At 70.8% G+C, this 22,790-nt stretch carries 18 protein-coding genes, 1 tRNA gene and 1 riboswitch; of the genes, 4 read left to right on the forward strand and 15 right to left on the reverse strand.

Annotated features, from left to right (window positions below; all coding sequences use genetic code 11):
• Positions 1 to 13: 13 nt before the first annotated feature.
• The 10 genes from ABZ027_RS16185 to ABZ027_RS16230 form a co-directional block, all read right to left on the reverse strand.
• Positions 14 to 1,216: an LLM class flavin-dependent oxidoreductase gene (locus ABZ027_RS16185; protein WP_356768601.1), complete on the reverse strand. Its 1,203-nt coding sequence runs from the start codon at positions 1,214 to 1,216 to the stop codon at positions 14 to 16.
• Positions 1,217 to 1,331: 115 nt separating this feature from the next.
• Positions 1,332 to 1,427 carry a putative leader peptide gene (locus ABZ027_RS16190; protein WP_356768603.1) on the reverse strand — a complete coding sequence of 32 codons (96 nt, stop codon included), beginning with the start codon at positions 1,425 to 1,427 and terminating at the stop codon, positions 1,332 to 1,334.
• A 46-nt stretch (positions 1,428 to 1,473) separates the two neighbouring features.
• Positions 1,474 to 2,235 carry a GNAT family N-acetyltransferase gene (locus tag ABZ027_RS16195; RefSeq protein ID WP_356768605.1) on the reverse strand — a complete coding sequence of 254 codons (762 nt, stop codon included), beginning with the start codon at positions 2,233 to 2,235 and terminating at the stop codon, positions 1,474 to 1,476.
• A 57-nt stretch (positions 2,236 to 2,292) separates the two neighbouring features.
• A complete protein-coding gene (locus ABZ027_RS16200; protein WP_356768607.1) occupies positions 2,293 to 3,315 on the reverse strand; it encodes an ABC transporter substrate-binding protein in 1,023 nt (340 codons plus the stop codon).
• A 107-nt stretch (positions 3,316 to 3,422) separates the two neighbouring features.
• Positions 3,423 to 4,208 carry an amino acid ABC transporter ATP-binding protein gene (locus ABZ027_RS16205; RefSeq protein ID WP_356768609.1) on the reverse strand — a complete coding sequence of 262 codons (786 nt, stop codon included), beginning with the start codon at positions 4,206 to 4,208 and terminating at the stop codon, positions 3,423 to 3,425.
• Complete coding sequence (locus tag ABZ027_RS16210) at positions 4,205 to 5,188, reverse strand: amino acid ABC transporter permease (protein WP_356768611.1); 984 nt, start codon at positions 5,186 to 5,188, stop codon at positions 4,205 to 4,207. Before ABZ027_RS16210 ends, ABZ027_RS16205 begins: the two co-directional genes overlap by 4 nt.
• A 356-nt stretch (positions 5,189 to 5,544) precedes the next feature.
• Positions 5,545 to 5,652: riboswitch (SAM riboswitch) on the reverse strand.
• Positions 5,653 to 5,719: 67 nt separating this feature from the next.
• Positions 5,720 to 6,589, reverse strand: a complete 870-nt coding sequence (locus ABZ027_RS16215; protein ID WP_356768613.1) for a glutathione S-transferase C-terminal domain-containing protein — start codon at positions 6,587 to 6,589, stop codon at positions 5,720 to 5,722.
• Positions 6,590 to 6,723: 134 nt separating this feature from the next.
• Entirely contained in the window at positions 6,724 to 6,846 is a 123-nt protein-coding gene (locus ABZ027_RS16220; protein WP_356768615.1) for a putative leader peptide, read from the reverse strand.
• Positions 6,847 to 6,946: 100 nt separating this feature from the next.
• On the reverse strand, positions 6,947 to 7,858 hold the full coding sequence (locus ABZ027_RS16225; protein WP_356768617.1) for a YceI family protein: 912 nt from the start codon (positions 7,856 to 7,858) through the stop codon (positions 6,947 to 6,949).
• Between the two features lie 81 nt (positions 7,859 to 7,939).
• The gene (locus tag ABZ027_RS16230) at positions 7,940 to 9,697 is read right to left on the reverse strand and encodes an FAD-dependent monooxygenase (protein WP_356768619.1); all 1,758 of its coding nucleotides are present in this window, start codon (positions 9,695 to 9,697) and stop codon (positions 7,940 to 7,942) included.
• A 222-nt stretch (positions 9,698 to 9,919) separates the two neighbouring features.
• Here ABZ027_RS16230 and ABZ027_RS16235 point away from each other — a divergent pair, with 222 nt between their 5' ends.
• The gene (locus ABZ027_RS16235; RefSeq protein WP_356768772.1) at positions 9,920 to 11,617 is read left to right on the forward strand and encodes a helix-turn-helix domain-containing protein; all 1,698 of its coding nucleotides are present in this window, start codon (positions 9,920 to 9,922) and stop codon (positions 11,615 to 11,617) included.
• A 34-nt stretch (positions 11,618 to 11,651) separates the two neighbouring features.
• Here ABZ027_RS16235 and ABZ027_RS16240 read toward each other — a convergent pair whose 3' ends face one another.
• Positions 11,652 to 13,475, reverse strand: coding sequence for an ABC transporter ATP-binding protein (locus ABZ027_RS16240; RefSeq protein ID WP_356768621.1), 1,824 nt, complete (start codon positions 13,473 to 13,475; stop codon positions 11,652 to 11,654).
• A gap of 257 nt (positions 13,476 to 13,732) precedes the next feature.
• Between ABZ027_RS16240 and icmF the strand changes: the two genes are divergently transcribed.
• Both icmF and ABZ027_RS16250 read left to right on the forward strand, forming a co-directional pair.
• Entirely contained in the window at positions 13,733 to 16,957 is a 3,225-nt protein-coding gene (gene icmF / locus ABZ027_RS16245) for a fused isobutyryl-CoA mutase/GTPase IcmF (protein ID WP_356768622.1), read from the forward strand.
• A 20-nt stretch (positions 16,958 to 16,977) separates the two neighbouring features.
• Entirely contained in the window at positions 16,978 to 17,838 is an 861-nt protein-coding gene (locus tag ABZ027_RS16250; RefSeq protein WP_356768624.1) for a 3-hydroxybutyryl-CoA dehydrogenase, read from the forward strand.
• A gap of 276 nt (positions 17,839 to 18,114) precedes the next feature.
• Here the strand turns inward: ABZ027_RS16250 and ABZ027_RS16255 are convergent, their stop codons facing one another.
• The 4 genes from ABZ027_RS16255 to ABZ027_RS16270 form a co-directional block, all read right to left on the reverse strand.
• Positions 18,115 to 18,891, reverse strand: coding sequence for a CPBP family intramembrane glutamic endopeptidase (locus ABZ027_RS16255; RefSeq protein WP_356768774.1), 777 nt, complete (start codon positions 18,889 to 18,891; stop codon positions 18,115 to 18,117).
• A gap of 110 nt (positions 18,892 to 19,001) precedes the next feature.
• A complete protein-coding gene (locus ABZ027_RS16260; protein ID WP_356768626.1) occupies positions 19,002 to 19,652 on the reverse strand; it encodes a hypothetical protein in 651 nt (216 codons plus the stop codon).
• 622 nt (positions 19,653 to 20,274) lie between these two features.
• Positions 20,275 to 20,348: transfer RNA gene (locus tag ABZ027_RS16265), tRNA-Pro, on the reverse strand.
• Positions 20,349 to 20,407: 59 nt separating this feature from the next.
• The gene (locus ABZ027_RS16270; RefSeq protein WP_356768628.1) at positions 20,408 to 21,859 is read right to left on the reverse strand and encodes an MFS transporter; all 1,452 of its coding nucleotides are present in this window, start codon (positions 21,857 to 21,859) and stop codon (positions 20,408 to 20,410) included.
• A gap of 320 nt (positions 21,860 to 22,179) precedes the next feature.
• Between ABZ027_RS16270 and ABZ027_RS16275 the strand changes: the two genes are divergently transcribed.
• Positions 22,180 to 22,758 carry a helix-turn-helix domain-containing protein gene (locus ABZ027_RS16275; protein ID WP_356768630.1) on the forward strand — a complete coding sequence of 193 codons (579 nt, stop codon included), beginning with the start codon at positions 22,180 to 22,182 and terminating at the stop codon, positions 22,756 to 22,758.
• The last annotated feature ends 32 nt before the right edge of the window (positions 22,759 to 22,790 follow it).

Here is a 22,790-nt window from a genome sequence, read left to right on the forward strand (position 1 = left end):
GGGTCCTTCCGGCTCAGGCGGCGGCGTAGCGGTTGGCGGGGCGGGCCAGGCCCAGCAGTCCGCGCAGGGTGTCGGCCTCGTAGGCGCGACGGAAGGCGTCACGGCGCTGGAGCTCGGGGACCAGCCCGCGGGTGATCGCCGGGAGGTCGTGTCCGACCACGGCGGGACGCAGCCGGAATCCGCTCAGCCCGGCTGCCTGCAACTCCTGTAGCAGGTCGGCGAGTTGGGCTGGGGTGCCGGTGAAGACGCGGGCGTCGCTGATGTACGGCTGTCCCGCGAGGGTGTCGAGCCGGTCCCGGCGTGCCGAGGCCTCGGCCGGATCGTCGTCGAGGAAGACCACCAGGTCGCCGAAGATGTGCAGGGTCTCGTCGGCGCGGCCGGCCCGCTCCTGCTCTGCGCGGATCTCCGCGACGATCGCGCGGGCCTGGTCGGTGTCGTGCGGGGTCACATGGCCGACGTCGGCGGCCCGGGCCACCAGACGGTAGGGCACGGTGTCGTGTGCGAGGGCGCTGACCAGCGGCTGGCCCTGGGGCGGGCGGGGCGTGATGGAGGGCCCCTTGACGCTGAAGTGCCTGCCCTCGAAGTCGATGTAGTGCAGCTTGTCCCGGTCGATGAAGCGGCCGGTGGCGACGTCCCGGATCTCCGCGTCGTCCTCCCAGCTGTCCCAGAGACGGCGTACGGCCTCGACGTGGTCGGCGGCCTCGTCGAAGAGGTCGGTCACCAGGTCGCGGGTGTCGGGGCTGTCGTAGGCCGTGATGCGCGGGAGGGTGCGGCGGCCGAAGTGGGCGGCCTCGTTCGGGCGGGCGGTGATCTGCACCCGTACGCCCGCCCGGCCGGTGCTGACGTAGTCGAGGGTGGCGATCGCCTTGGAGAGGTGGAAGGGCTCCGTGTGCGTGACCACCGCGGTGGGGACCAGGCCGATGTGCCGGGACAGCGGGGCGATGCGCGCCGCGATCAGTACGGCGTCCAGACGACCCCGTACCTGGTCGGTGCGCTCGTCCGGGTCGAGGAAGTGGGAGGACTGCGGGCCGAGGCCGTCCTCGATGGTCACGAAGTCGAGCAGGCCGCCTTCCGCCTCGGCGACCAGGTCGGCCCAGTACCCGGCGGTGAGCAGGTCACGGGGCCGGGCCACCGGTTCGCGCCAGGAGGCCGGGTGCCAGCCGGTGCCGTCCAGGGCGACGGCGAGGTGCAAGGAGGGAGCAGGAGATGGGGACACGGGTGGGTGCCTTCCTGGAGGTCCGTACGAGATCACCGGCCCGCACGAATGGGGGCACGGCGGCTGGGCGTCGAAGGTCGGACGGGGTTGTCCGACCGAAGGCCTGGGGGGAAGGTCAGGAGCGACAGAGCGCGCCGGCCACGCGCTGGAGGTCGATGTGCGGCCGGGAGTGGAGGTGGACGGAACGGAGAACGCGCGTCACGTCCGCCACCTCCTCCTTCTCGGCGCCGGTGGCGCCTCGCGGATCTCGTCGTCAGTCACAACGCGCCCGTCCCGCCCGGTGTTCCTGGGCTGCGGACCACGAGGACGGGTGATCGGCGGCGCAGCGTGAAGCCGATCGACTCGTAGAGCCGGATCGCGGAGGCGTTGTCGGCGGCGGCGTGCAGGAACGGGGTGTCCCCGCGTCCGCGGATGCCCACGGCGACCGCGCGTACCAGCCGGGTGGCCAGGCCCCGGCCGCGGTGTTCCGGGGCGGTGCACACCGCGCTGATCTCCGTCCAGCCGGGCAGCCGCAGCCGCTCCCCCGCCATGGCGATCAGTCGTCCCCGCTCCCTGATGCCGAGGTAGGTACCGAGTTCGATGGTGCGCTTCAGGAACGGGCCCGGTCGGGTGCGGGCGACCAGGTCGAGGATCTCGGGGACGTCCTCGGGCCCGAGTCGTACCGCCTCGGGTGCGGGTCGGGCTCGCAGCGCGGTGTCGACCAGTTGGACGCCCACCCCGCCGCCGACCACCTCCCAGCCGTCGGGAACCTGCTCCACCGGCTTGATCCGTACGACGGTCCCGGCGCCGACGAGTGTGTGCAGGTCGGCCCAGGCGGCCGGGTCCAGCGGATCCTCGAGGGCGGCGAAGGCGTAGACGTCGGTCGGGTACCGGGCGGCTCTGCCCACTCGCTCGGCCAGGTGGGCGTGCGGGCCGTCGAGCGCCGCCCACACGGCGTTGTCGAGGGGGGAGGTGTCGAGGACGGACGTGTCGAGCGCGGGAGGGACTCCGCCTCCGCGGACGTCGGTCTGTGGGGCCACGGAGACAAAGTCCCTTCTCGTGCGACTGGCAGGTGACACCGCTGATGTGACGGTTGATCAGGAGTTGTCGAGCGGCAGTCCGGGCGGGTTGACCTCGGACTTGGCGACGGCCTCGCCGGAGAGGTTCCAGGCCTTGAGCCACTTGGCGTACTGGCCGTGTTCGATCAGGTAGTTGATGGCGTCGGCGAGGGGCTTGGCGAGGCCGCTGTCCTTCTTCGCGGTGGCGGCGATCAAGCCCTGGAGCGTCTCACCGGCGCCGGAGAACTGACCCGCGATACGGGTCGCCTGGGGCGTGCCGGCGGTCTTCGCCGCGTGGTAGGCGAGGTTCGGGTTGGGCCCGAAGTAGGCGTCGATCTTGCCGCTGCTCAGCGCCAGGTAGAGGCTGTTGGTCTCCTGGAAGTACTTGACCGTGAGGGGCTTCTTGCCCTCCTTGGCCAGCTTCGCCTTCCACTCCAGCAGGAGCTTCTCCTGGTTGGTGCCGTTGCCGACGGAGACCGTCTTGCCGGCGAGGCTCTCGTAGTCGCCGTCGAACTTCCAGGGGTTGTCCTTCTTCACCTCGAAGGCGAGATCGTCCTTGCGGTAGGAGGCGAACTCGTACTTCTGCTTGCGCTCCTCGGTGTCGGTGACGTTGGAGAAGGCCACGTTGACCTTTCCGCTGTCGAGGCCGATGAACAAGTTCTCCCAGGTCGAGCGGCGCACCTCGGGCTCGAGCCCGAAGACGGCTGCCACCAGTCGGCCGAGGTCGGGTTCGGAGCCCGTGATCGTCTTCTGGTCGTCTCCCACGAAGCCGAGCGGCGGGCTGCCCGAGGGCAGCGTGCCGGAGCCGATCACCAGCTTGCCGCTCTTCTTGAGTGCGGCGGGCAGCTCGGCGCTGATGGACTTCACCTCTGAGACCTTCAGGGGGGTCTCCTTCGCGGAGCCGTTGGACAGCTGACCCACGGTGACCGTGCCGGCCGTGTCGGTCCTGGTGGCGGCGTCGCTGTCACCGCCGCAGGCGGCGAGCCCGGAGGCGAGGGCGGTGATGGCGGTCGCCGCGGTGATGCCGCGTATCAGGCCGTGTCGGGAGATCTGGGTGGCCATGGCTGTCCTTGTCGTTCAGAGGGTGGTGACGGTTGTGTGTGGGGGGCGTTGCGTTGCGGTGGTCCCGGGGCCCGGAAACCGACGGTGGTGTCCCCGCGCGGGCCGGGTCAGAGCACCTTGCTCACGAAGTCCCGGGTCCGCTCGTGCCGCGGGTTGTCCAATACCTCGGCGGGCGGGCCCTGTTCGACGATCCGGCCGCCGTCGATGAAGACGACCCGGTCGGCGATCTCACGGGCGAAGCCGATCTCGTGGGTGACGATCACCAGGGTGGTGCCGCCGCGCGCCAGGTCCTTGATGACGGCGAGGACCTCACCGACGAGTTCGGGGTCGAGCGCGGAGGTGGGTTCGTCGAAGAGGATGACTCCGGGACGCAGCGCGAGGGCCCGGGCGATGGCCACACGCTGCTGCTGTCCACCCGACAACTGCCGCGGGTAGGCGGCGGCCCGGTCGCCCAGGCCGACCCGGTCCAGCAGTTCACGGGCGAGTTTCTGCGCCTCGGCCTTGCCGAGCTTCCCGGTCGCCACCGGGGCGGCGGCCACGTTGTCCAGCGCGGTCAGGTGCGGGAAGAGGTTGAAGTTCTGGAAGACGAAGCCGATCCGGCTGCGCTGGGTCAGGATGGCCTGCTCGGTCAGCTCCTTCAGGCGGTCGCCCTGCCGGCGGACGCCGATCAGTTCGCCGTTGACGCTGACGTATCCGATCTCCGGCTTCTCCAGGTGGTTGATGACCCGCAGGAGGGTGGACTTGCCGGAACCGGACGGGCCGAGGATCACGGTGACCTCGCCGGGCCGCACCGTCAGGTCGATCCCGTCGAGCACCCGGTGGGCGCCGTACCACTTGTGCACGTCGTGCACCTCGACGGCGGCGGCCGCGCTGACAAGCGTCTCGGTGGTCATACGGCGGCCTCCCGGCGGATGCGGGCCCGCAGGTCGGTGAGAGCGGTCCGCAGTTTCTGCAGCGGCGTCGGCGGCAGGGTGCGCGTGGCGCCCCGGGCGTAATGCCGCTCGACGTAGAACTGGATGACGGACACCACGCTGGTGAGGATCAGGTACCAGACGGTGACGACCAGCAGCAGCGGCACGATGTCACCCGGGTAGGTGGCGCCCATGGTCTGCGCGCTGCCGAACAGGTCGAGCAGGGACACGTAGAAGACCAGCGAGGTGCTCTTGATGAGGCCGATCAGCTGGTTGACGTAGTTCGGGGTGATGGAACGCAGCGCCTGCGGAAAGACGATCTTCCGGAACTGGTAGCCCTTCGGCAGGCCGAGGGCGGAGGCCGCCTCGTGCTGGCCCTGGTCGACGGAGAGGATGCCGCCGCGGACCACCTCCGCCGCGTACGCCGCCTCGTTGAGGCTGAGCCCGATGACGGCGACGACCATGTCGGTGGCGAGCCGGGACTCGTCGAAGGTGAAGAAGGCCGGCCCGAAGGGGACGCCCACACTGAGCGTCTGGTACAGGGCGCTGAAGTTGTACAGGAACAGCAGCACGACGATCAGGGGGATCGAGCGAAGTGCCCAGACGTACGTCCAGCTGACCGCGCGGAGCACCGGACTGCGCGAGAGCCGGGCGAGAGCCAGCAGGATGCCGCCGATGAGGCCCAACACCGCGCTGTAGGCGGCCACTTCGAGGGTGACGAGGAGCCCGTCGAGGATGGTCGGCCGCAGGAACCAGTACCCGAAACGGTCCCACTGGTAGAACGGGTTGGACACCAGGCCATGGACGAACTGGGCCGCCAGCACCAGCACGACCGCGGTGGCGATCCAGCGGACCGGGTGGCGCAGTGGGATAACTCGCTGTGCAGCGCGGGGAGTTGACGGGGTGTCGGTGGGCGGCGGTGCCTCGGCGAGGGACACGGTGGCGCCTGGGGGTTCACTCATGGAGGGCTCCGGCAGAGTCGGTCCCCCCGGGCGCGGCGAACGCCACGTACGCCGACGGCCGCCTGGGCGGCGGGGAGACGGCACACGGGAACGCACTGGAACCGGGGGCTGGGCGGACAACGGCACACCGCACGGGCGGTGTTCGTCAGGAACGCGGGGGGCTGGGGAAGGAGGTCAGCCCCGACAGCGGGCACGGCCCGGTGCGGTACACAGTGCGCTGTTCACACGCAGCAGATCGACGGTCCGGTCGGCGACGAGGAGGGTCAGGTACGACAGCACGCAGCCCTGTGGGCGGCGGAGGGCCGTCCTGGGAGCTGCGTACATGGCGTCACCGTCACTCTTCCGGCCCCCGGGGGGCATCGCGCTTACCGAGACTTCGTCGGTCGGGTCGTCACCTGGGGCACCCCACCGCGTGCGAGGGTTGCCGGTCAGCAAGCCAGGGCTTGTCGCTGACACTCATGACCGTTCTGGGTCGCAAGTTAAGACAATCGCCAGAACACATGTCAATGCCGGTCCAGCAATTGGAACGGGTCACCCGCTCCGCGCCACGTGGGCCGCCCAGTCGAGGATCTGCACGGCCGCTCCGGCGTCCTCCAGGCCCCGGCAGTGGGCGTGGTGCAGGCGGGCGATGCCGTCGAGGTCGAGAAGGGGGCCGAAGGCCGGGTGCGCGGCCAGGCGGCGGGCGTAGGCCCACAGGGCGTGGTGTCCGGCGACGCGGTGCACCGCGGCGGCGTCGAGGTGGTTGCGGTGCACGGTGTCCAGCCGCACCAGAGTGACCCACAACTCGACGTCGGCGACGGTGAGATGGTCGCCGATCAGATGGTCCTGGAAGGCCAGCCGTCGCTCCAGCACGCCGAGCGCGGCCAGCAGTGTGTCGAGGGCCCTCGCCCGCTCGGACGCGTCCGCACCGGCCCGGCCCGCACGCTGCGCGGCCTCGTTGATGTCCCGGGCGCACATCCGCTCGACGGCCTCGATCTCGCTCTCCGTCCCGCACGGGTACAGCGCGGGCCGCCCGGCGCCGAAGTGCCGGGCCAGGTCGCGGGTGATGTCCGGGGCGTGGGTGGAGACGATCCGCCCGGACCAGTCGTCGCTGAGCACCGGCCCGACGGCCGGGCCGGAGTACCGGTGTGCGCTCGCCTCGTACAGCGGACGCAGCGCGGAGTGACCGCCGTCGGGGCTGTCGGGCACGGCGTCCAGATACGTCACCGGACAGGCGTCGGCGAGGCCGAGAAGAGCGTGCACGACGGCGATGCGCAGGCCGTCGGAGCAGACGGGTGACAGATGGAGGCGGTAGCGGCGGGGCACGGCGTAGTGGCCACTGCGCGCGTCCCGGCCGATCCGGCCGCGGAACGCGGTGGCGCGGGGGGCGGACGGAGCGGCGGCGAGCGGTGTGACGGACATGGATCTCCCCGGGGGTGATGCGCAGACGTACGCGCGGCGGAAGCGTTCGTCGGGCCGTGGCCGGCCGGTGTCCACCCGAGCGCGACGGCCCGTGGGGGCACCGGGGTGCGGCGGGCGCGCGGGGGTGGGGCGGCTCAGCCCAGGGTGCTGATCGCGCTGCAGACCCGCTGCAGATCGATGTGCCGGCGGGAAGTCAGAAGAGGGGACGGCCGAGACGTACGGCTCACCCGGCCGGAGACCGGCTCAAGACGCCCCATGCTTCCCTACCTGTTCACTAGGATTCCTCTCTCGAGTGTCGATCCGCATCAAGTAGGCGTCAAGGGGGCGTCCAGTGGGCGGGCACCGCCCGGCGGGCCGTTACTCCGGCGGTGTCGGCGTGTCGTGGGTGCGGTACATCGCCTGGACGTCCAGCTCCAGCTGGACCGTCGGACCGACCACCGCGATGCCGCGGGCCAGCATCGTCCTCCAGTTCAGCGTGTAGTCCTCGCGGTGCAGCTCCGCCTTGGCCAGGGCCGCGCAGCGCAGTTCCTCGCCGTAGCCGCCGTTGACCATCCCCAGGTACGTGGTGTCCAGCGCGACCGAGCGGCTCACGCCGTGCATGGTGAGGCCGCCCTGCAGCGTCCACTTGGTGCCGCCCCGGTAGGCGAAGCGGGTGCTGACGAAGTCGATGTACGGGAACCGGTCGACGTCGAGGAAGTCGGCGGAACGCAGGTGTGTGTCCCGGGTGTTGTTGCCCGTGGTGATGCTGGACGCGTCGATGCGCACCTGGACGCGGGACTGGGTCATGTCCTGGGCGATCTGGAGGCCGCCCTGGAAACGTTCGAAACGGCCGTGCACATGAGCCATGCCGACGTGTTTGGCGACGAAGCGGATCGCCGTGTGCGGCGGGTCGAAGAGCCAGGTCCCGGGAACCGGGAGTTCGAGTTGCCGGGCCGACTGGAGCCACACGCGCCGCGGGGAGGGGCCGGCGTCCGCGACGATGTCGAAGGTCTCCCGGTGCGGTTCCAACCCCTCGGCCACGATCAGCAGGCTGTAGCTGCCCGGGGGGAGGACCGCCATGAAGAAGCCGTACGGGTCCGTGGCACCGCGCGCCGCGACCCGGTGGGTACGGAGTTCCGTCACCGTCACCTCGGCGGCGCCCATGGGTTCGTTCAGCGGGTCCAGGACCTCGATGACGGCGGCGCCCGCGCCGGCCGGGACGGGAAGCGTCAGGCCCGCGGCGCCTCCGGGGGCACGGTTGAGGCGCCGCCGGAGCAGTCCGAGGGGCATGGTGTTCACCTTTCGGTTTTCGTGAGTCGGAGAGTCGGTGAGTTTGTGGAACGGCTCCAGGGCTGCTGCCCGTCGTTGCCGTCAGGCATGCCCGAGGATCTGGCGCACCGCCGCGTCCAGCAACCGCTCGGCGTCCTGAGGGGTGGTGGCCGCCGTGGCGTGCCGGAAGGCGACGTAGCCGTCCGGCCGTACGAGCAGCGCTCCCCCGTCGGTCACCTCACTCAGGCGCGCCCAATCGCCGTACGGGTCCTCGTACTCCTGGCCGGGCCCGATGACGACGGAGGCGATCTCCAGGTCCTGGGCACGGGCCGCCCGGAGCCAGTTGTCTCCGCCGATGCCTGTGATCAGGGTGAAGCGTCCCCCTCCGACGGTGTCGATCGTGGACAGGGTGCGCGTGCCCGAGGTGATCCAGGCGTGCGGGAGCCTGGCGCCGGGGCGGGAGGTGGGCTGGTGGTACAGCTCGGGATCGCGGTCGAAACCGGGGTCCGCCGTACCGTCGGGGACGACCGCCGTGGAGGCGTACCGCTGGTTGAGGTCGACGCCGTGCGCGTTGAACTCGTACACCTTGAACGCGATCGCCGCGCGCAGCTTCGCCCGCTGCTCCTGGGCCGCGGGGGTGTCGTCCTTGCGGGCGTCGATGTTGGCCCACAGCTGCTCGGGCGTCTGCGGGGCGAGCCCGTCGAGGGCCTCGAAGACGGGCGCGGTCTCGCCGATGGACTTGTTGGCGCGGGTGACGATCTGCCGGCCGATCGGCGCGCGTTCGGCGGTGTAGGTGTCCAGCAGCTCGGGGGACGCGGTGCCGTCGAGGACGAGCTTGAGCTTCCAGGCCAGGTTGTAGGAGTCCTGGATGGAGGTGTTGGAGCCGAGGCCGTTGGACGGCGGGTGGCGGTGGGTGGCGTCTCCGGCGCAGAAGACCCGGCCGTTGGAATAGGTCTCCGCGTACATCTCGTTGACGGTCCAGGCCGAGGAGGACTTGATGGTGACGGGGATCTCGTCGTCTCCGACCAGTTGGCGGACGATCGACTCGGCGTACTCGGTGGTGAGGTCGGGGGCGCCCGCGGTGACGTCGTACCCCCAGACGATCATCCACTCGTTCCAGGGCCGGACGCAGCGCACCAGGCCGGCGCCGATGCCGCCGACGGTGGCACCCGGGGCGAGCACCCAGTACAGGGTGGACGGGCGGTGGGCGGTGTACTTCGACAGGTCCGCGTCGAAGACGATGTTGATGCTGCCGGCCACCCCCATCTGGCCGCCCATCGGCAGCCCGGCGTCCTCGGCGATCTGCGAGCGGCCGCCGTCGGCTCCGATCAGGTACTTGGCGCGGATGGTGTACTGGTCGCCGCGCAGCCGGTCCTCGATGGTGACCGTCACCCCGGAGGCGTCCTGGACGAAGGACTTGTAGACCGTGCTGAAGCGCAGGTTCGTACCGCGCGCGACGGCCGCGTCGACGAGCACCGGCTCCATGAGGTGCTGGGGCATGTCGCACATCCGGGTGGGGCTGGCGAGTTCGTGTGCTGCCTGGACGAGCGGGTCGTTGCCCCAGGAGCGGACCCGGCCGAGTTCCTCGCCGGCGAGGCTGGTGCAGAAGGTCGTGTCGCCCATCAGGTGCTGGGGCGTGGCCTTGGCGACGACCTCCCGCTCCACGCCGAGGTCGCGCAGGACCTCCATGGTGCGCTGGTTGGTGATGTGCGCGCGGGGCGTGTCGGCGAGCCTCGCGTAGCGGGTGACGACGATGTTCGGTACGCCGTAGGTACTCAGGGCGAGCGCTGCCAAGGCGCCCGCGGGGCCGCTGCCGACGATGAGTACGTCGGTCTCGACATCGGGCTCGACGGTGTGCACGGGGAACGCTCCAGGGAATGAGAACAGGCGCCGACTGTTCAAGATCATGTGCGGAAACGCGAAAGTCCGGGTGTCTCAATAAGAGACACCCGGTGGGACATGCCACAGTTTGTTGCGCATTAAATCGCTACCGGTAGGGTGAGCGACGCCGTGACCATCGCAGAGCATCCCTCCGCCCGCCCCGCGCTCGCTACGCTGCGCGAGGCCCGTCGGCAGTTCCTGATGGGGCGTCGACTGCCGGACGGGGTGCCGGAGGACATCGCCGCCGCATGGCGGCGCGCCCGGTTCTTCGGCGTGCGGCACGATGTGCGGGATCCCGCACCGCGGCATTCCGTACGACCGGCTCAGTCCTCTCTGCTGGCGGCGGTCCGGCCCGTGCTCGAACGGATCGCCCCGGCTCTCGACACCGGGCGGGCGTCGCTCATCCTCACCGACGAGCGGCTGCGGGTGCTGTGGGCGACCGGGTTCGCGCCCATCGACCTGCGTCGCCTGGACCTCTCCGAGCAGGTGGTCGGCCACAACAGCGCGGCCCACGCCCTGCGCACCGGCCGCCGCGCCGAGGTGCACGGCCCCGAGCACTTCCTCGATCTGTGGCAGGACATCTGCGCGGTCAGCGTGCCCGTGCGGGCTCCGGGAAACGGACCGGCCCTGGGCACGGTGACGGTGTCCTCCAGGCTGTGCACCGAGTGCCGGCCGCATCCGGGGGCCCCGCTCGCCGAGGCCGCGGCGATCGCCGTGGAGGCGGAACTCCTCGCGGGGTCACAGGCGGCGGAGCGGGTGCTGCTGGACGCGTATCTGCGGGCCGCGGGGGAGCAGGGGCGCGCGGTCGTCGCCCTCGACGGACGCAGCCGTCTGGTCAGCGAGGCCGCGGGGCGACTGCTGTCACCCGAGGCGTTGGAGGAACTCGAGCGGCGGACCATCGACCTGCTGAGAAACCCGGACCACTGGGCGAGACCGGAGCCGGGGGAGCCACCGGCCGACCCGGCGTCTTCGGCCTCCCGCCGCTTCCCGGTCACGGACGGCACCGGGGGTTTCGCGACCGTCACCCCCGTGCCGCATCTCGGCTCGGTCGTCGGTGCGGTGGCCGTGCTGGAGGCGGCGGAGCAGACGGTGGTGGCGGCCGGCCCGGCTGTCGTGGGGCTCGTCGGCCGGTCGCTGCCCTGGCGGCACGCGGCCGGCCGGGCGATGGAGCTGGCCCGGTCCCCCGAACCTCTGCTGCTCGTCGGCGAGCGCGGCACCGGGAAGACCTCGCTCGCCCGGGAACTCGTCGCGAACCCGTCGCTGGTGGACGCGGCGGAATCCGAAATACGGTTGGAACTGGGCGAGTTGACGGAGGGCGGCCGCCCCCTTCTGATCCGTCATGTCGAGCGTCTCACCCCGCCCGACACGGCAGCCCTCAACTCGTTGCTGGAAGCACATCCGGGCGCGCCCCTCGTAGTCACCTACACCCCTGGCCCGCCTCCCGGCCCTTGCCTGCAACGGTTCCTGGACACCCTCGCCGCCCGCTCGGTCACCCTGCCCGCACTGCGCGAACGGACGGAGGACATCCGGGACCTGCTCGCGGCCCTGGCTCCCCCGCCCGCGCCCGGACGCCCCCCGCTGACCTGGACGCTGGACGCGCTGCGCGCCCTGGAACAGCATCCGTGGCCCGGCAACCTCACCGAACTCTCCCGCGTCGTACGGGCGTTGGCCGAGACACGCAGCACGACGGGCCCCGTACGGCGCGCCGAGCTGCCGGACTCCGTACGGGAGGGACCCGCGACCCGGCGCCTCAGCCCGATGGAACACGCCGAACGCGCCGCCATCCTGGAGGCCCTGCACCGCCACGGCGGCAACAAGGCTCGGACGGCGACAGCACTCGGTATCGCCCGCGCCACGCTGTATCGGAAGCTACGGGGTTATCGGAGCTATCAGGACTGAGCGGGCACGACCCAGTGCACCACCGGCCTCGTGTTCACCGGTCGGCCCGCGCGGGGACGTCGTCGAGGAAACCTCCCGACTGGTGCTGCCAGAGCTTCGCGTAGGCGCCGTCCGCGGCGAGCAGCTCCTGGTGGGTGCCCTGCTCGACGATCCGTCCGCGGTCGAGGACGACGAGTCGGTCCATCCCGGCGACGGTGCTCAACCTGTGCGCCACCACCAGCGCCGTCCGCCCCTCCATGAGCCGCCACAGCGCCTCCTGGACCAGGATCTCGCTCTCGGAGTCCAGGGCGCTGGTCGCCTCGTCGAGCAGCAGGATCGGCGCGTCACGCAGGATCGCCCGGGCGAGCGCGACGCGCTGGCGCTGCCCGCCGGACAGCTTGATACCCCGCTCCCCCACCATGGTGTCGAAGCCGTCCGGCAGCGCGTCGGCGAACTCCGTGACGTGTGCCGCCTCGGCCGCGCGGCGGATCTCCGCGTCGGTGGCGTCCGGTCGGGCGAACGCGATGTTCTCCCGCAGGGTGCGGTGGAACATCGCCGGGTCCTGCGGCACGTAGGCGATCAGGCTGCGCAGGTCCGCCTGGCGCAGCCTGCTGATGTCCTGGCCCCCGATCAGGATCCGGCCCCCGTCGATGTCCGTCATCCGGAGTAACAGCCGGCTGAGCGTGGTCTTGCCCCCGCCCGACCGGCCGACGAGACCGATCCTCGCCCCGCTGGGCACCGCCAGGTCGAGGCCCTCGAAGAGCGGTTCCGCTCCCGCGTGGGCGAACCTCACCTGGTCGAAGCGGACGTCGGCGGCGCGGGACCCGAGCGGCTCAGGCGACGCCGGATCGAGCACGGTCGGCGGGGTCAGCAGCAGCTCGGTGAACTGCGCGGCCTCCGTCATCGAGCTCTCCAGCCGACGGTAGATCTGGTTGAACTCGAACATGATCCGCGTCGCGTTGGAGTAGTACGTGAAGGCCACCACGACCGCCTCGACGCCGAGCCTGCCCCCGCCGAGCGCGACCGCGAGCAGCAGTCCCAGCACGTTGGTCAGTACGGACATCGGCGCGACCAGCGTGTCGATGCGCAGGTTGCCGTAGTCCCACGACCTCAGCGTGAGCCGCCGCGACGCGGCGACCCGGGACCGGTGCTCCGCGGCCTCGCGTTCCTCGGCGGCGAACGCCCGGACCGTGTCCATGTTCATCAGGCTGTCGGCGACATGGCCCGACACCCGGGCGATCGCCTCCTCGCGGCGGTCGACGAGCGCCTGGCGGCGGCGGATCAGGGGCACCACGCACACCGCGGTCAGCGCGATCATCACCAGCAACCCGGCGACGAGCAGCGGCTCGTAGCGCCACAGCACCACCGACCCGAACGCCAACGGCACGAAGCTGCCCACCACCTGGAACGTCAGGGTGTCGACGAAGTCCTCGAAGCGGGAGGCGAAGCTCAGGACCCGCTTGGTCAGCGACCCGGCGAAGTTGTCGTGGAAGAACGCGGCGTCCTTGGCGAACAGCTCGTCCATGCCGAGCACGTACAGGTGCTCGATGCCGCGGGCGTCAAGACGGTTCAGACAGTGCAGGCCGACGCGCCACAGCGTCTCCGCGAGCAGCAGGACACCGGCGAAGCCGAGGACGTAGGGCAGCGTGGTGCCGACGGCGATACCGGGGTCGTCGGCGATGTTGCCGACGAGCTTCGCGACGATCAGCGGTGCGATGTAGTTGAGGCCGATGTTGCCCAGCGCGCACGCCAGCATCGCGGGCACCGTCAGCCACCGGAGCCTGACCAGCTCCCGTCCGTAGTAACGAAGTGCGAGGAGCACCGAGCCCCTGGCCCTGGTCTTGCCCCAAGGGGCCTCGCGTGATTCCGACGATTCCATCCTCACTCCGTGATGTCGTACGGCACCCCGCCATATGCGTCGAAACCGCAGTGTCCTGCGACGGCGGTCACGCAGTCCACGCGTTTTTCTCAGCCAGACCGCCGAGAGGGTGAGCCCGTGCCGGTGAGATCACCCCTCGCCTCACCGCACTCCACCTCTGTGCTTCTGGTCACACGGTCATCGCCTTCTGTCATTTACTAGGACGTCCTAGTATTTCTTCAGCCAGAGCTCCCCCCGATCTGTCCGGGAAGGCCCCGATGAGCGACCTGCACCGCCCCGTGCATCCTGTCCGCCTGGTCACCGCGTCCGCCCTGTTCGACGGGCACGACGCGTCGATCAACATCATGCGACGGATCTTCCAGTCCCAGGGCGCCGAGGTGATCCACCTGGGACACAACCGGTCGGTGCGCGAGGTCGTGGACGCGGCGCTGGAGGAAGACGCCCACGGTGTGGCGGTCTCCTCCTACCAGGGCGGACATGTCGAGTACTTCGAGTACCTGGTCGAGTCACTGCGCGCGCAGGGAGCGGACCACGTCCGGGTGGTGGGCGGTGGCGGCGGCGTGATCGTGCCCGAGGAGATCACCCGGCTGCGCCGGAGCGGGGTCACGATCTTCTCTCCCGAGGACGGGCAGCGGCTGGGCCTCGCCGGGATGGTCAACTCGGTCGTGCGGGACTGTGACTTCGACCTGTGGGACGGCAAGCCCGCCGACCCGGCCGCCGTGCTGGCCGGCGACCGGTTCGCTGTCGCCCGCGCCATCACCGGCGCCGAACTCGGCAAGCTGCCGCCGAAGTTCCTGGAGGACCTCGGCGCCCCGGCCCGGCCGGTTCCGGTTCTCGGCATCACCGGCACCGGAGGGTCGGGGAAGTCGTCGCTGACCGACGAGTTGGTGCGCCGCTTCCGGGTGGACCAGCAGGACAAGCTGCGGATCGCGGTGATCGCGGTCGACCCGACCCGGCGCCGTGGCGGCGGGGCGCTGCTCGGTGACCGGATCCGGATGAACTCCCTCGACGGGAGCCGGGTCTTCTTCCGGAGCCTGGCCACCCGCGGCAGCCGCGAGCTGCCCGAGCACCTGTCCGACGTGATCGACGTCGTGAAGGCCGCCGGGTTCGACCTGGTGATCGTGGAGACGCCGGGCATCGGCCAGGGCGACGCGGCGATCGTGCCGTTCGTCGACACCTCGCTGTACGTGATGACGCCGGAGTTCGGTGCCGCCTCGCAGCTGGAGAAGATCGACATGCTCGATTTCGCCGACGTGGTGGCGATCAACAAGTTCGAGCGGCGCGGCGCCAAGGACGCGATGCGCGACGTCGGCCGTCAACTGGTCCGCAACCGCGAGGCGTTCGGCATGCGGCCCGAGGACATGCCGGTGTACGGCACGTCGGCGGCGACCTTCAACGACGACGGCGTCACCGCCCTGCACCAGCACCTGAAGACGGTGCTCGCCGAGAAGGGGCTGCCCTTGTCTCAGGGCGCGCTGGCGCCGGTCGAAGTGCGCCATTCGTCGGGCATCCGACAGGTGGTGCCGGCGGACCGGGTGCGCTACCTCGCCGAGATCACCGACACCGTCCGCGCCTACCACACCGAGACCGGCCGTCTGGCCGAGGCGGCCCGGCGGGTGCAGCGCCTGGAGACGGTCAGGGGTGAGCTCGTCGACGCCGGATCCGACGCCGGGAACGTGCAGTCGCTGCTCGACGACGCCCGCAGGCAGCTCCCGCACGACATCGTCGAACAGATCGAGACATGGCCCTCCGTCGTCGCCGCGTACTCCGGTGACGAGCAGGTCGTGAAGGTCCGCGACAAGGAGATCCGCACCAAGCTGACCCGCGAGTCCCTCTCCGGCAACAAGATCCCCCGCGTCGCGCTGCCCCGCTTCACCGACCACGGGGAGCTGGTGGGGTTCTGGCGCCGGGAGAACCTGCCCGGCTACTTCCCCTTCACCGCGGGGGTGTTCCCCTTCAAGCGCGACGGTGAGGATCCGGCGCGGATGTTCGCCGGCGAGGGCGACCCGTTCCGCACCAACCGACGCTTCAAGCTGCTCTCCGAGGGGCAGCCGGCCACCCGCCTGTCCACCGCCTTCGACTCCGTCACCCTCTACGGCCGCGACCCGGACGAACGCCCCGACATCTACGGCAAGGTCGGCACCTCCGGCGTCTCGGTGGCCACGCTCGACGACATGAAGACGCTCTACGACGGCTTCGACCTGGTCGCGCCGACGACCTCGGTCTCCATGACGATCAACGGGCCCGCGCCGACCATCCTGGCGTTCTTCCTCAACACCGTCGTCGACCAGCAGAGCGACCGCTTCCGGGCCGTGGAGGGACGTGACCCCTCACCCGAGGAGGCGGCCGAACTGCGCGCGCACGCGCTGGCGAACGTGCGGGGCACCGTGCAGGCCGACATCCTCAAGGAGGACCAGGGCCAGAACACCTGCCTGTTCTCCACCGAGTTCTCCCTGCGGATGATGGCGGACATCCAGGAGTGGTTCATCGAGAACAAGGTCCGCAACTTCTACTCGGTGTCCATCTCCGGCTACCACATCGCCGAAGCCGGCGCGAACCCCATCAGCCAGCTCGCCTTCACCCTGGCCAACGGCTTCACCTACGTGGAGGCGTACCTGGCCCGTGGCATGCACATCGACGACTTCGCGCCCAACCTGTCGTTCTTCTTCTCCAACGGCATGGATCCCGAGTACTCCGTCCTCGGCCGCGTCGCCCGCCGTATCTGGGCCGTCGCGATGAAGGAGAAGTACGACGCGGGCGAGCGTTCCCAGAAGCTGAAGTACCACGTCCAGACCTCCGGACGCTCCCTGCACGCGCAGGAGATGGACTTCAACGACATCCGCACCACTCTCCAGGCGCTCATCGCCATCTACGACAACTGCAACAGCCTGCACACCAACGCCTACGACGAGGCGGTCACCACCCCCACCGAGGACTCCGTCCGACGGGCCCTGGCCATCCAGCTGATCATCAACCGGGAGTGGGGCCTCGCGATGAACGAGAACCCCCTCCAGGGGTCGTTCATCATCGACGAGCTCACCGACCTGGTCGAAGAGGCGGTCCTGCAGGAGTTCGAGCGGATCAGTGAACGCGGCGGCGTGCTCGGCGCGATGGAGACCGGCTACCAGAGGGGCCGCATCCAGGACGAGTCGATGCTCTACGAGCAGCGCAAGCACGACGGCACCCTGCCCCTCATCGGCGTCAACACCTTCCGCAACCCGCACGCCGACACCGCCGAACCGGGCGCCATCGAACTCGCCCGCGCCACCGAGGACGAGAAGCAGTCCCAGCTGGATCGCGTGCGCACCTACCAGGCCTCCCACCACGAGCCGGCCCACGCCGCCCTGGCCGCCCTCAGGAACGCGGCGATGGAAGGCGGCAACGTCTTCGCCGTCCTGATGGACGCCGCCCGGGTCTGCTCCCTGCAGCAGATCACCGACGCGTTCTTCGAGGTCGGCGGCCAGTACCGCCGTAACGTCTGACCCAACGAACAGGACAACAGATGGATCCCGTCACCCGTCTCGGCGTCGTCGGCTGCGGCCTCATGGGCTCCGGCATCGCCGAGGTCGCCGCCCGCAGCGGTATCGACGTCCGCGTCGCCGAAGCCACCCCCGACGCGGTCGAGGCAGGCCGCCGCCGTATCACCGCCTCCCTCGACCGGGCGGTGGGACGCGGCAAACTCGGCGAGGAGCAACGCGAACAGGCCCTCGCCCGGCTGTCCTTCACCCACGATCTCGGTGACCTCGCCGACCGTCAGTTCGTCATCGAGGCCGTCGCCGAGAACCGCGACATCAAGACCGACATCCTGCAGAAGCTGGACAAGACGCTGGAGGACCCGGCGGCGGTCCTGGCCACCAACACGTCGTCGATCCCCATCGTCGACCTCGCCGTGGTGACCGGACGGCCGGGCCAGGTCATCGGCATGCACTTCTTCAACCCCGTGCCGGTGCAGCAGTTGGTCGAGCTGATCCCCGCCCTCACCACCGTCCCGGACACGATCGAGCGCACCCGCGCCCTGGCCGCGGCGCTCGGCAAGCAGCCCATCCAGGCACCCGACCGCTCCGGCTTCGTGGTCAACGCCCTCCTCGTGCCCTACCTGCTCAGCGCGGTCCGCATGGTGGAGTCCGGCGCCGCGCGTCCCGACGACATCGACCAGGGCATGGAACTCGGCTGCGCCCACCCCATGGGCCCGCTCCGCCTGCTCGACCTCATCGGCCTGGACACCGCCCAGGCAGTCGCCGAGTCCATGTACGAGGAGTTCAAGGAGCCGCTCTACGCGCCCCCCGCGCTGTTGCGCCGCATGGTCGCCGCCGGCCACCTCGGGCGCAAGAGCGGTCGCGGGTTCTACGCGTACGAGTCCTAGGGCGTGTTGCGAAAGTCCCGTCGTCCGCCCGGAGGGCGGGCCTGGCGGCGTCATGGGGGTCCCCCCGCTCGAGCGCAGCCGAGAGTGGGGGAGCGTGCTCTCGGCGTGCCGGGCGGATGCCCTCGTACTGGATGTACTCGGGCTTTCGCCCGGTGCGGCGAGTGGGGGCACCTCCCACGCCGTTAAGGCAGTGGGGGAGCGTGCATGGCGTCGCCAGGCAGGCGGGACTTTCGCAACACGCCCTAAGCGCCGGCCGGCTGACGTCGGCGGGCCCGGTCACCGCGGCACGCTCCCGTCGGAGTCCTTGGCGGGAGCATGCTCGGCCATCGGGCCCCCCACCGTGCCGTACCGGCGCAGCAACCACACTCCGTACCCGGCGTGGAGAACGTAGACGCACACCTGCCACCAGTCGGGAGCCGCGCCCGGGGAACGGATCTGGAAGAAGTCGTCGAGCGCGTGCACGAGGACCATCGGCCACACCGACCCGATCGTCCAGCGCAGAGCGGCGCAGGTGAAGCCGAACAACGCGGCCGACAGCATCTGCCACAGGGCGTCGCCCAGCGGGGCCCCGAAGAACAGATGGTTCTGCAGGTGCCCGGCCCCGAACAGGACGCCCACCCCGACCGCGGCGCGCAACGGGCCGAGCGGGGTGAGGGCCTGTTGCACCAGGCCACGGCTGTACACCTCCTCGTTGATCCCGACCCACAGCAGTGAGACGAGGGAGCTGACCAGGACGGTCTGGTTGCCGGTGAGGCCTGCGAGGGCGTACGCGGCGGCGACCAGGAGCATGGGCGCCGCCAGCCACCAGCGTCGCGGCCTGCCGAGCGAGGCGACCCCGGCCACGCGCAGCCACCCCCAGCGCCACAGCACGAACCAGGCGCCCGCGGCGCAGACCGCGTTGACCAGTGCGGCCCCGAGATCCGGGAACCAGGACGGGGCCAAGGGCGGCAGGACCACCTTGGCGCACAGCACCAGCACCACGTGCCAGGCGAGCGTCAACTCCAGCGCGCCGACAAGGGGATGACGGGACACGTGCTGCTTCCAGCGCTCCATCACGGGCTGAGCGTACCGACGGACATCGGCCGCGTACCCCGGCGTTTCAGGACACCGCTGAGCCGGCTCGCCGACCGGGAACCGTCCCAGGAGGGCGGCCGCACGAGGACTCAGTCGCCGTTCCTGGAGCTCTCCCTCCGCAGGAACCTCTGGCGAGCCCACAGGCTCAGCAGTGCCGTTCCGCCGACCAACAGCGGCACCGGGTCCCGGGCAGGGGGAGCAAGCACATATCCCAGTGCCGTGGCCGTGCAGACGGTCAGCGGAATGAACGCCGCCGCACCCTCCATCCCCCATCGCAGCCGCGGTTGCGCGGTGCCCAGCACGCTCGCCCCACCGGACACCCACGGGCTGACAGCGACCACCAGCAGCCCCGCGGTGACGCAGAGGTCGACCAGCTGACAGGCCATCACGTCGGGGCCGTGCGGGCCGCCCGCCCACAGTCGCCCGGTGTCCCCGATCAGCATGAGGGACACCCCGGCGAACCCGAACCACAGGGTGACTCGCTGGTCGCTCCGTACGAGACGGTGCAGGGCGAGCAGAAAACTGAGGAACGCGACCTCCGCTGCCCACAGAACACCGACCATGCCCGTCCCCAGCCGCCAACCGTCGACGGCCCCCCGCAGCAGCACCCATCCCGTCATGAACACCGCCCCGGCCGTGACGACCCCGTCGAGCACACGCCGCAGCAACACCTGCCGACCTGTACCGGCGTCGGCCGCGACCACCAGACCGGCCACCCCCAGGCCGACCGTCAGGGTCACGCCAATGACCAGCACAGAACCCAGCACCGATCGCCCGTCCCCTCCCGAAGCCGGAGGCTGAACGGACAGCACGGTGACCGCTCCCCGGTACACGCCTCCGGCTACCGCGGAGCCCCCTAACAGCAGCAGACGCGTCCGCACCCTTCCGCTCGTTCCCCGCGCGCGGAGCATCAGGGAGGCCGCCAACCCCCAGCAGCCGGCGGACGGACCGAAAGCCGCCATCCGCGCCGCCCCGCCACCGGCGGCCCACAACCCGCCGAACGTCAGCACTGTTCCCAGGAGACCTGCCACGCCCACCGCGCCCCGGGTCCGCGCCCAGGTCCGGTGGAAGCGTTCCGCCCGGCGCCTGAGCACGTCCGGCGACTTCCCCAACCCCGACATCAGGTGCGCCTTTCCACCGGCCCGCCGCCCGCCAGGGCCTCACCCAACAGGCCCCGGTTCCATGGGGGAAGCGTAAGATCCGGCACCCGGCACTGATCGAAACCGTCGGTTCATTCACTCGTACTGCGTAAGCCAGGCGCGGACCACCTGGGTGTGCCGCTGGGAAGCGGTCCCTCAGGAATGACCGAGGGGCCGTTTCAGATCTCCTCTGAAACGGCCCCTGATCTGCGACTTCGTAAAGTCGGGACGACAGGATTTGAACCTGCGACCCCTTGACCCCCAGTCAAGTGCGCTACCAAGCTGCGCCACGTCCCGGTGCGCTCGCACGGTCGCCCGTGTGAGCGCGCGGGTCAACCCTACCCCATGCGCGCACGTCAGCCGCGCGCGCCGGGAGCCGCGACCACCTGCTCCTCGGCGGTGGCGCCGCCCGCGGCGCGGGGGCGGCCCGTCGTACGGCCGTCGCGTCGGACCGGCACCAGCAGCGCGGCCAGCGCCGCGGCCAGGCAGAGCACGGCGAGCAGGGTGAAGCCGTGGGTGTAGCCGGAGGCGTACGGCAGGCCCGAGGGCTGGAGGCGGCCGGTGACCAGGACGCTGGTGACCGCGGCGCCGATGGAGCCGCCGATGGTGCGGATGTTGGCGTTCATGCCGGTGGCCGCGCCGGTCTGGTCGGCGGGGACGCTGCCCACGATCAGGTTGGCCATGGAGGCGAAGGCGAGGCCGACACCGAGGCCGAACACTCCCGCGACGAGGGCGATCTGCCATTGCTCGTCGTGCCAGAGGGCGAGGATGCCGCAGGCGAGCGCGCCGAGCGCGGCGCCGGTGGTCAGAAGGGCCTTGGCGCCGAGGACCGGTTCCAGGCGGCCGCTGAGCACGCCGGAGAGGAACATCGCGACCAGCATCGGCAGCATCAGCAGTCCGGCGGCGGTGACGCTCGCGCCGAAGCCGTACCCGGCGGACGACGGCGTCTGCACGAATCCGGGCAGGAAGGACCAGATCGCGTACATGCCGGCGCCGAAGAGGAGTGCGGCGGTGTTGGTGGTCCACACGGTCGGCAGCCGCATGACCCGCAGATCGATCAGCGGGGTGCTGGAGCGGGCCTCGGCGGCGAGCCACAGCGCGAACAGGACTACGGCGGCGGCGAACAGACCGAGAACCCGCGCCGAGCCCCAACCCCACACGGCCGCTTGACTGAGCGGCAGCAGCAGGGCGACCAGCCACGCCGACAGCAGCGCGGCGCCGAGCCAGTTGACCTGCCCCTGCGCCCTGCGGGGCGACTCGGGCACATACCGTACGGCGATGAGCGTGGCGGCGGCCACGATGGCGACCGGGATCCAGAACAGCCACCGGTAGTCCAGCGCGCTGACGATGGGTCCGGCGGCCACCATGCCGACGCCGCCGCCCGCCGCGATCACGGCGGACAGGTTGCTGATGCTGCCGCTCACCTCGGAGGGGGCGAACTCGTCCCGGATGATGCCGAAGGACAGCGGGAACAGGGCGCCGCCGACGCCCTGGACGACCCGGGCGACGATCAGGAGGCCGATGCTCGGCGCGAGCGCGGCGAGCAGACAGCCGACGGCGACGGTCACCAGGACGGCGACGAGGGTGCGTTTCTTGCCGATCAGGTCGCCGACCCGGCCGAGGATCGGGGTGAAGATCGAGGCGGACAGCAGATAGGCGGTCATCACCCAGGTCGCGGTGGACTGCGAGGTGTGCAGCGCGTGCTGGACGGTCGGCAGAGCCGGCGCGATCAGCGACTGCAGCATGGAGAACACACCGGCGCCGGTCGCGAGGACGGCGAAGGTGAGACGGGTGGATTTGCGGGGCATGGAAAGTGCCTCTCCGAACACGGGTTGCGGCCGACGCCTCGACCCACGGTCGCGCCGGCCCGGTGCACGCCGGGGCGGCACGGGCACGAAACGACGGCCGTGGTGAGCGGTCGCGGAAAGGTGAGGGACTCACGGGCTGCGTCTTCGCGGGGCCCGTGGTGAGTACGGTGCGGGATCGCGGGGGTGTCGTCCCGTCGCCGATGCGTGCGGCCGCACGCATCCACGGCGAGCGCACCCCGCACTGGTAAAGTGGAGGTACCCCTCCACTGTAGCGGAGGCATACCTCCGCTTCAACCTCGTCCGCCGCCCGGGAGGCAGCCGTGACCGCCCAGCCGTTCCCCGTCAGCGAGATCGTCGCGTCCCGGCGACCGCACCGGAAGGACGCCGCCCGCAACTACGACGCCCTGCTGGCCGCCGCCCGCGAGGCGTTCGCGGAGCACGGCGCGGAAGCCTCCCTGGAGGACATCGCCCGGCGCGCGGGCGTCGGCATCGGCACGCTGTACCGGAACTTCCCCACCCGCCGCCAGCTCTTCGAGAGTGTCTACGCGGACGACGTCAACGCCCTGTGCAGGGCCGCCGAGGAGGTCGCCGACCGGGGGCCCTGGGAGGCTCTGACCGCCTGGCTGGACAGGTTCGCGGGGTACATGGTCACCAAGCGCGCCGTCCGCGAGGCGCTCAACGACGAGTCGGAGATCTTCGCCGCGTGCCGCGAGTCGATGTACGCTGCCGGCGGCCCGCTGCTCGAACGGGCCCAGAAGGCGGGCGAGGCGCGCACCGACATGGACTTCACCGACCTGCTGCGGATGGTCGCGGGCATCACCGGGACGACCTTCGACGACGACGCCCAGCGCGATCGGGTGCTCTCCGTGGCCCTCGACGGTGTGCGCACCAGGCACTGAGATCCGTTTCAACACGCGGCCCGGCGCCCCGC

The organism is Streptomyces sp. NPDC006332 (assembly GCF_040612855.1).
Lineage (GTDB): Bacteria > Actinomycetota > Actinomycetes > Streptomycetales > Streptomycetaceae > Streptomyces.